Source organism: Mesorhizobium sp. M4B.F.Ca.ET.017.02.2.1, from assembly GCF_003998955.1.
GTDB lineage: Bacteria > Pseudomonadota > Alphaproteobacteria > Rhizobiales > Rhizobiaceae > Mesorhizobium > Mesorhizobium abyssinicae.
The window spans coordinates 1-8,562 of record NZ_RZOF01000272.1 but is presented as its reverse complement, the minus strand read 5'-3'; the positions used below and the strand labels follow the sequence as shown (position 1 = coordinate 8,562).

Sequence of the window (8,562 nt, the reverse complement as noted above, 5' to 3'; positions counted from 1 at the left end):
CGCCGTCCCCCGCTTCATCGGCGGCAAGCCGCGGACGCGCGAGGAAAGCTGGATGCGCTTCCTGCGTCATGCCGGCCTGTGGTCGCTGCTCGGCTACGGTTTCTGGGCGATCGAGGAGAAGGCGACCGGCCGCTTCATCGGCGAGGCCGGCTTTCACGATCTGAAGCGCGCCATCGAGCCCTCGATCGAGGGCGTGCCGGAAGCTGGCTGGGCGCTGGCTCCGGAAGCGCAGGGCCGGGGACTGGCCAGCGAAGTGGTACAGCGGGCTCTCGCCTGGGGCGACGTGACGTTCTCGCCGGCCAGAACAGTCTGCATCATCGATCCGGAAAACACCGCCTCGCTCAATGTCGCGGCCAAATGCGGCTACACGGAAATCCTGCGTACCACCTATCACGACAACGCGACGATCCTGCTGGAACGGCATCCCTGAGCCAGCCCAGCCATCCTCAGCCGGCCATGCGCAGCTTGCGCGCGAGAGCGCTGTCCGGACCGTCGTCGGGGGCAGCGCGCGAGCCCGGACTCAGCAGCTTCGTCGTTGCGTTGAAGGGTTGCGGCCGGGCGATCGCATAGCCCTGGCCATAGTCGACGCCGATCGACTTCAGGGCCTCGATGATGCTCTCGCTTTCAACGAACTCGGCAATCGTGCGCTTGCCCATCACCTTGCCGATATGATGGATCATCTCGACCATGGCCCGGTCGATGCGGTCCTCCAGCATGTCCTTGACGAAGCTGCCGTCGATTTTCAGATAGTCGACAGGCAGGTGTTTCAGATAGGCGAAGGACGACATGCCGGAGCCGAAGTCGTCGAGGGCGAAGCGGCATCCCAACTCGCGCAACTGGGCAATGAAGCGCATCGCGTTGGCGAGATCGGCAATGGCGCTGGTCTCGGTGATCTCCAGGCAGACCATGTTCGGCGGAATGCCGAAGACGCCGAACTGTTCGCGCAGGAAGTCGAGGAACGTCTCGTCGCCGAAGCTCGCCCCCGAGAGATTGATGGCACAGGTGGCGATCGGAGCGGCCGTTGGGTTGGCAAGGCGCGCGGCCAGAACGGCGAATGCGCCGCGCACGACCCAGCGGTCGATCGCCGGCATCAGCCCATAGCGCTCGGCCGCCGGGATGAAGCTGGCCGGCGAGACGATGGAGCCGTCCTCATCCGTCAGCCGCAGCAGGATTTCGATATGTGCGCCGGCTTCGGCCACGGCATCATTGAGCGGCCAGATCTCCTGGCAATGGAGCCTGAAGCGATTTTCCTCCAGGGCAGCGTGCAGGCGCTGGACCCAGGCCATCTCGGTGAAGCGTTCGCGCAGGGCGGTGTCGCTGTCGCTGTGCAGCTGAACCCGGTTGCGGCCCTTCTCTTTGGCCATGTAACAGGCGACGTCGGCGGCCTGCAGGGTCTCCTCGAGCGTGACTTCGGCATCGGTGATCTGCACCACGCCGATGCTGACAGTGATGACGAAGGGCCGCCCATTCCAGGAGAAATGCAGATCCTGCACGGTCGCCCGCAGCCGTTCGGCGATATCGGCGGCGACATCCGCGCTGCAGTCGAAGAGCAGCACGCCGAACTCGTCGCCGCCGAGCCTGGCCAGGATGTCGCCCGCGCGCAGCTCATTGCCGAGCAGGACCGAAACCTGGCGCAGCAACTGGTCGCCGGCGGCGTGGCCGCATGTATCGTTGACGAGCTTGAACTGATCGAGATCGAGATACATCAGCGCGTGCTGGCCTGGCCGGCTGTGCAAGTCCGCCGCCGTTCTTTGCAGGCGGTTCTCGAAGTCGCGGCGGTTGGCAAGCCCAGTCAGCGCGTCGTGCGATGCCTGCCATGAGAGCCGCTCGATATAGTCCTGTTCGCGCGTCATGTCGTGGACCGCGAGCACGGCGCCGACCAGCCTGCCCGCGACCGACAGCGGCGCGCCGGTCAAGGCGACGGGAACGACCGAGCCGTCAGCGCGCTTGAGCAGCCATGGTCGGGCGTTGGCGGGCTGCGGCTCGCCGGCCAGCAGGCGCTCCATCCACCGTGTCTCCTCGACGCCCGTTTCCTTGTCGATGAGCCTGAACAGCGATGCGATCGGCTTGCCCTTTTCCGCATCGAACTGGCGCGCCAACAGACGCTCGGCAACGGCGTTCATATAGTCCAGCCGCCCGTCGGCAGTCGTGCTGATGACGGCCTGGCCGATCGAGGCGAGCGTGATTTGGGCCCGTTCGCGTTCGGCGTTGAGCGCGTTCTGAAAGGCCTGACGCTGCGCCAGCAGCTTGCGCGTGCGCCACACGGCAAGCAGGATCAGCAAGGCCGCCGTGGCCAGGTTGGCCAGCGTCAATGCCAGCTTGATGAAACGCGAACCTTCACCCAGGCTGTCGGAGAATGCCTTGGAAAGGGGGCCGATCTCATCGTTGAGCCGGTGGATCTCTGCCTTCCAGGCGCCGATCTGCGCCGCCGATGCCGGTCCTTCCTCGATCTTGCGGTGGATGGCGTTGCCGAGCTCGTCGAGCGCCAGGATCATGACGTCTGCCGCCGCCCAGCGCTGGATGGCCACATCGAGGTAGCTGACATCGCGGAAGTTGCGGAACAGCCAGATCATCCCGGTGACATCGTCGGCGTGATTTCCGCCTTGCAGGAAACCGGCGCGCGCCGCGTCGGTGTCAGGCTCGGCTTGCTCGAGCGCCAGCCGCGCCGCGTGGTCGGCCAGCGGAACGGCGATCGCGTCGCGATATTCGTTGAAGAAGCCCGTTTTGCCGGTATCGACATAGAGGCTGAGGAAATAGATGGCCTCTTTCTGTCCCTTCGACCAATGGCTTTCGCCGCCAACGTAGGCGCGAACGGCCGAAAGCGTATAGAGGCTGCCGCTGGCGACGAGAGCCTGGATCAGGACCACGAGTATGAATGGCCAGACCAGTCCGACAAGACGCGGACTGGCAAGCGTCGCTGACAGCCTCATCAAGCTTCCATGGAAATTGCCATGGCTCCCCGTGAATCCGCCGGTCCGACCGATCAGTCATGGGTCGGACGAAACCTCTCGCCCTCATGTCGCAGCTCGTTATGCGACAACAGCTCGACTAGCATGTCGGCCTTAACAGCCAATAAACTTGTCCAGTATTTTAGCTCGACACAAGGCGTCTTCTTCCGCGGCGAGCTTACGCCGGGGTATAGGATCGGATTTTAGGAAAATATTATTGGGGCTCGACTGCTTCCAATTTGCCCGAATGCCAATGTCCGGCAAGTCGCGGCCGAAGCCTGTGAACATAATTCAGATAGATTCCAGTGCTTTGCCGGCGCTGGCCGCTTTCACGCTTGCCCGTTCGAGCATCGAGGCGTCTTCGCCGAAGGCGCGGGTGGCGCGGGCGGCGGCCTCGAGCAGGGGCGCGGTCATGCGCCGCAGAAAGGCCGCGTCCACGCGCGTTCTCGGCCCGGCCAGGGTGAGCGCGCCGAGAAGGGTCCGTCCGGGGCCGAAGACAGGCGCCGAGACGCCAGCCGTCTCGGGATCGCGATCGCCCACCGACAAGTGATGATAGTCTTCGCGGATGGTCTCATAGGGCTCGCCCGGCTCGCCCGAAAATGCCGCGAGCACGCGGCCGCCGGAGCCGGCCAGCAAGGGCAGCACGTCGCCCTCGCGGATCGTGTAGCGGATCGGATGCTTGGACTCGACGCGGTAGAGGCAGGTACGGACGTCGCCGGAGCGGACATAGAAGGCGACGCTTTCCCAACTCCGCTCGGACAGGTCGCGCATGATCGGCAGCAGGACATCCATCGCCACCACCGAGCGCTGGTAGAGCGCGCCAAGCCTGAAGGTGGCCGGCCCGATGCGATAGCGCCCGTCGTCCAGGCGTTCCAGCAATTGCCCGCGCATCAGCGAGTTGGCGAGCCTCAGTATGGTGCTCTTGTAGAGGCCGGTGCGGGTCGCGATCTCGGCCAGGCCGAGCGAGCGGTCAGCGGGGGTGAATGCGTCGAGGATGGCGATGGCGCGGTCGAGCGCGGCAACGCCTTCGGCCGACGCCGGGCTGGCAGGTGTATTTTTCATCCCGATGATGATTTCATGTTGGTCGCCCCGTCCAGGCCAAGCCCGGATGAGGCGATTTTGTCGTGGCAAAATCGTTCTGTCCAGTAGAATGCCATTCCCGTTGACAGAACGCAGTCACAAATGCTTGAACTCGAAGGCGGGTCTGAATTCAGGCCACGTCTTGGCAGGCACCGGAGGAGGTGTCGTGATTTGGAGGAATCCCATGCTGAACAGACGCAGATTCTTGACGAGCACCGCGGCCGGCTTCGCGGCACTGCACTTCACGCCCGCCTTCGCGCAGGACGCGCCGCAGCTCCAGATCTTCGTGCCGGCCGCGCCCGGCGGCGGCTGGGACCAGACGGCACGCACGATCGACCAGGTGCTGCGCTCTGAAAAGCTGATCTCGGGCTCGCAGATCACCAATGTCGGCGGTGCCGGCGGCACGGTCGGCCTGCCGCAATTCGTCAACCAGTGGAATGGCAAGGCCAATTCGCTGATGGTGGCCGGCATGGTCATGGTCGGCGCCATCATCGCCAACAAGTCGGCCAACAACCTGACAGAGGTGATCCCGATCGCCCGCCTCACCGGCGAGTTCGAAGCGCTGGTGGTGCCGGCGGCGTCGCCGTTCAAGACCGCCGCCGACTTCGTCGCCGCGCTCAAGGCCGATCCGACCCAGGTTCCGGTGGCCGGAGGCTCGGCCGGCGGTTCGGACCATATTTTGTTCGGGCTGATCGCCAAGTCGGCCGGCGTGCCGGCGACCAATCTCTCCTATGTGCCGTTCGCCGGCGGCGGCGAGGCGCTGTCGGCGCTGCTCGGCAACCAGGTGGCGGCCGGCATTTCCGGCTATGGCGAGTTCTCCGAGCAGATCAAGGCGGGAGCGCTCAGGCTGCTCGCCATCTCCGCCGACAAACGCCAGGAGGGCATCGACGCGCCGACGCTGAAGGAGGCCGGCATCGATGTCGAATTGTTCAACTGGCGTGGCGTCTTCGCCCCGCCCGGCGTGTCCGATGCCGACAAGGCAGCGCTCATCAAGCTGGTCGAGACCATGGCCAAGAGCGAGGCCTGGGCGACCGAGTGCAAGAACCGCAACTGGACGCCGATCCTGCTCACCGGCGACGACTATGCCAAGTTCGTCACCGAGGACACCGCCCGCATCGGCGCCATCCTCAAGGATCTCGGCCTCGCCTGATGCCTTCCCGGAGCGGGGCGGCCCGCGCCGCCCCGCCTCGACGCTCGCCAAGCGCATGGACATGAACTCCGTCGCGGGTGAGACTGCGGTCAGGACCGGCCGTGGGATGCCGGTCATCCAGGGAGGACATTCATGAGCACCAGCGACCAGCAGGCGCCGCCGCGCTTCGCCATACCCGAATTGTTGATCGGCGTCGGGCTCTTGGCCTGCGCCGCGGCCGTGGCCTGGCAGACACTGGCGATCCCGGTGTCGCCGCTCTATTCCAAAGTCGGTCCCAGGGTGTTCCCTTATATCACCATGGCCGGCATGGTGGTGCTGTCGTTGCTGCTCATCGTCGCGGCGCTCCGGGGCGGCTGGCAGCCGGACGAGGAGAAGGAGACGCCGACCGACTGGAAGTCGATGGGCTTCGTGGTGGCCGGCCTCGTCGCCAACCTTACGCTCATCCATCCGCTCGGCTTCACCGCCGCATCGGTGATCATGTTCGTGCTGGTCTGCTACGGCTTCGGCAGCCGCCGCCCGCTGCGCGACGTGCTGCTCGGGCTGATCCTGGCGCTCGCGGCCTATTTCGGCTTCGCTAAGGCGCTTGGCGTCAACATCGGCGCCGGCTTCGTCGAAAACCAGCTGAACACGGTGATCAACGCCGTCATCGCCATGGTCAGGGGCTGACGCGATGGACACGCTCAACCAACTCGCACACGGCTTCTCGGTAGCCTTCACGCCGGCCAATCTTTTGTGGTGCCTGGTCGGCACGACGCTCGGAACGGCGATCGGCGTGCTGCCCGGCCTCGGGCCGGCGCTGACCATCGCGCTGCTTTTGCCGATCACCTACCAGGTGGCGCCGGAAGCCTCCTTCATCCTGTTCGCCGGCATCTATTACGGCGCCATGTATGGCGGCTCGACGACGTCGATCCTGCTCAACACGCCGGGCGAAAGCGCCACCATCGTCACCGCCCTGGAAGGCAACCGGATGGCGCGTTCGGGCCGCGGCGGCGCCGCTCTCGCCACCTCGGCGATCGGCTCGTTCGTCGCCGGCACGATCGGCACGCTGGGCGTCGCCTTCCTGGCCCCGATCGTGGTCAAGTTCGCATTGGCCTTCGGCCCGGCCGAGTATTTCTCGCTGATGGTGCTCGCCTTCATCACCGTCTCGGCGGTGCTGGGCTCGTCCTCGGTGCGCGGTCTCACCAGCCTGTTCGCCGGCTTCGTCATCGGCATGATCGGCGTCGACCTGCAAACCGGGCAGCCGCGCTTCACCTTCGGCATGGGCGAACTGCTCGACGGCGTCGACGTCATCATCGTCGCGGTCGGCCTGTTCGCGGTCGGCGAGACGCTCTACATGGCCTCGCGCCGCTATGCCGGCAAGGACGAGATCGTGCCGCTCAAGGGCTCGCTCTACATGACCGCGGCCGAATGGGGACGCTCGTGGAAGGCATGGCTGCGCGGGGCCCTGATCGGCTTCCCGATCGGCGCCATGCCGGCCGGCGGCGCCGAGATCCCGACCTTCCTCTCCTATGCGATCGAGAAGAAGCTGTCGAAGCACAAGGAGGAGTTCGGCACGGTCGGCGCCATCGAGGGCGTCGCCGGCCCGGAAGCCGCCAACAACGCCTCCGCCGCCGGCGTGCTGGTGCCGATGCTCACGCTTGGACTGCCGACCTCGGCCACCGCCGCGATCATGCTGTCGGCCTTCCAAAGCTACGGCATCAACCCCGGGCCGCTGCTCTTGACGACACAGGCCAATCTCGTCTGGGGCCTGATCGCCAGCCTGTTCATCGCCAACGTCATCCTCGTCATCCTCAACCTGCCGCTGATCAGCCTGTGGGTGCGGCTCTTGAAGATCCCGGCGCCGCAGCTCTATGCCGGCATCCTGGTGTTCGCCACCGTCGGCACCTATGGCATCTCGCAGTCGCCGGTCGATCTCGTCATCCTCTATCTTCTGGGGGCGGCCGGCTTCCTGATGCGGCGCTTCGATTTCCCGACCGCGCCGGTCATCATCGGCATGATCCTCGGGCCGCTGGCCGAGACGCAGTTCCGCCGCGCGATGACGATCGCCAACGGCGACTGGACGGTATTCTACCGGCATCCGCTGTCGCTGACGCTGCTGACGCTCGCCTTCATCGGTCTCGTCGGGCCGCATATCTGGGCCTGGGTCGAGCACCGGCGCAGGCGCGGACCGGAGCACGTGCCCGGCGATGCCTGATCGATCTGGAGCATCATGACCGACCTGCTTTCCGGCATCCGCGTCCTCGATCTGACCAATGTGCTGGCCGGCCCTTATTGCGCCTACCAGCTGGCGCTGCTCGGCGCCGACGTCATTAAGGTCGAGGCGCCGAATGGCGGGGATCTGGCGCGCCAGCTCGGCGCTTCGGCAACGCTCAACCAGGCCGGCATGGGCGCCTCTTTCCTGGCGCAGAACGCCGGCAAACGATCGGTCGTGCTCGATCTCAAGCAGGAGGCCGATCGCGACCGCTTCCTCGACCTGGTCGCGTCCGCCGACGCGCTGGTGGAAAACTTCCGGCCGGGCGTGATGGACAGGCTTGGGCTCGGCTATGCCAGCCTGAAGGCTATCCGCCCGGGTCTCGTCTACTGCGCCATATCGGGCTTCGGCCAGAGCGGACCGATGCGCGACAATCCCGCCTATGACCAGATCATCCAGGGCCTGTCGGGCATCATGAGCATCACCGGCACGCCGGAAACGGCGCCGCTGCGTGTCGGCTATCCGGTCGCCGACACCCTCGGCGGGCTGGTCGGCGCCTTCGCCATTGCTGCGGCCCTGGTCAAGCAGAAGACGAGCGGCGAGGGGGCATTCCTCGACGTGTCGATGTTAGAATGCACGCTTTCGGCGCTCGGCTGGCCGGTGTCCAACTATCTGACCGCCGGCGTCGAGCCGCGGCCGATGGGCAATGAGAACATGACGGCCGCACCGTCGGGCGCGTTCCGCACCGGCGAGGGGCTGCTCAACATCGCCGCCAACAAGCAGGAGCAGTTCGTCACGCTTTCCCAACTGATCAGACGGCCCGAACTGGCATCGGATCCGCGCTTTGCCGAGCGCGAGGCGCGCAAGCAGAACCGCGCCGCGCTGAAGGCGCTGATCGAGGATGCGCTGGCGGGCGCCTCGGCCGCCGCCTGGGAGGAAAAGCTCAACCGCGCCGGCGTGCCGGCCGGGCGGGTGCTGACGATCCCGCAGGTGCTCGACGAGCGCCAGGTGACCGAGCGCGGCATGACGACCCGCTTCGAAGGCGTGCCCGGCATGGACCGGCCGCTGACGGTGGTGCGCGGCGGCTTCATGGTCGACGGCGCGGCACCGCTGCCGGCCGGGCCGCCGCCGGCGCTGGGCGAGCATATGGACGAGGTGTTTGCGACGCTGCCGGCGCGCGACAAGACAAGAGC

7 protein-coding genes are annotated in these 8,562 nt (G+C 66.1%); 5 read left to right on the top strand and 2 right to left on the bottom strand.

What is annotated here, in order from left to right; translation table 11 throughout:
* Positions 1 to 430 (top strand): GNAT family N-acetyltransferase (locus EN738_RS25575; protein WP_145966930.1); only part of this gene is annotated, 430 nt, incomplete at its 5' end.
* 16 nt (positions 431 to 446) lie between these two features.
* Here the strand turns inward: EN738_RS25575 and EN738_RS25570 are convergent.
* The gene (locus EN738_RS25570) at positions 447 to 2,930 is read right to left on the bottom strand and encodes an EAL domain-containing protein (protein ID WP_127286136.1); all 2,484 of its coding nucleotides are present in this window, start codon (positions 2,928 to 2,930) and stop codon (positions 447 to 449) included.
* Positions 2,931 to 3,239: 309 nt separating this feature from the next.
* A complete protein-coding gene (locus tag EN738_RS25565) occupies positions 3,240 to 4,010 on the bottom strand; it encodes an IclR family transcriptional regulator (RefSeq protein ID WP_127286135.1) in 771 nt (256 codons plus the stop codon).
* Positions 4,011 to 4,212: 202 nt separating this feature from the next.
* Between EN738_RS25565 and EN738_RS25560 the strand changes: the two genes are divergently transcribed.
* The 4 genes from EN738_RS25560 to EN738_RS25545 form a co-directional block, all read left to right on the top strand.
* Positions 4,213 to 5,178 (top strand): tripartite tricarboxylate transporter substrate-binding protein, encoded by a 966-nt coding sequence (locus tag EN738_RS25560; RefSeq protein ID WP_127286134.1) that lies wholly within the window; start codon positions 4,213 to 4,215, stop codon positions 5,176 to 5,178.
* Positions 5,179 to 5,310: 132 nt separating this feature from the next.
* Positions 5,311 to 5,844, top strand: a complete 534-nt coding sequence (locus EN738_RS25555; protein ID WP_127286133.1) for a tripartite tricarboxylate transporter TctB family protein — start codon at positions 5,311 to 5,313, stop codon at positions 5,842 to 5,844.
* Positions 5,845 to 5,848: 4 nt separating this feature from the next.
* Positions 5,849 to 7,372: a tripartite tricarboxylate transporter permease gene (locus EN738_RS25550; protein ID WP_127286132.1), complete on the top strand. Its 1,524-nt coding sequence runs from the start codon at positions 5,849 to 5,851 to the stop codon at positions 7,370 to 7,372.
* 15 nt (positions 7,373 to 7,387) lie between these two features.
* Positions 7,388 to 8,562: CoA transferase (locus EN738_RS25545; protein ID WP_145966929.1), on the top strand; the 1,175-nt coding region annotated here is incomplete at its 3' end.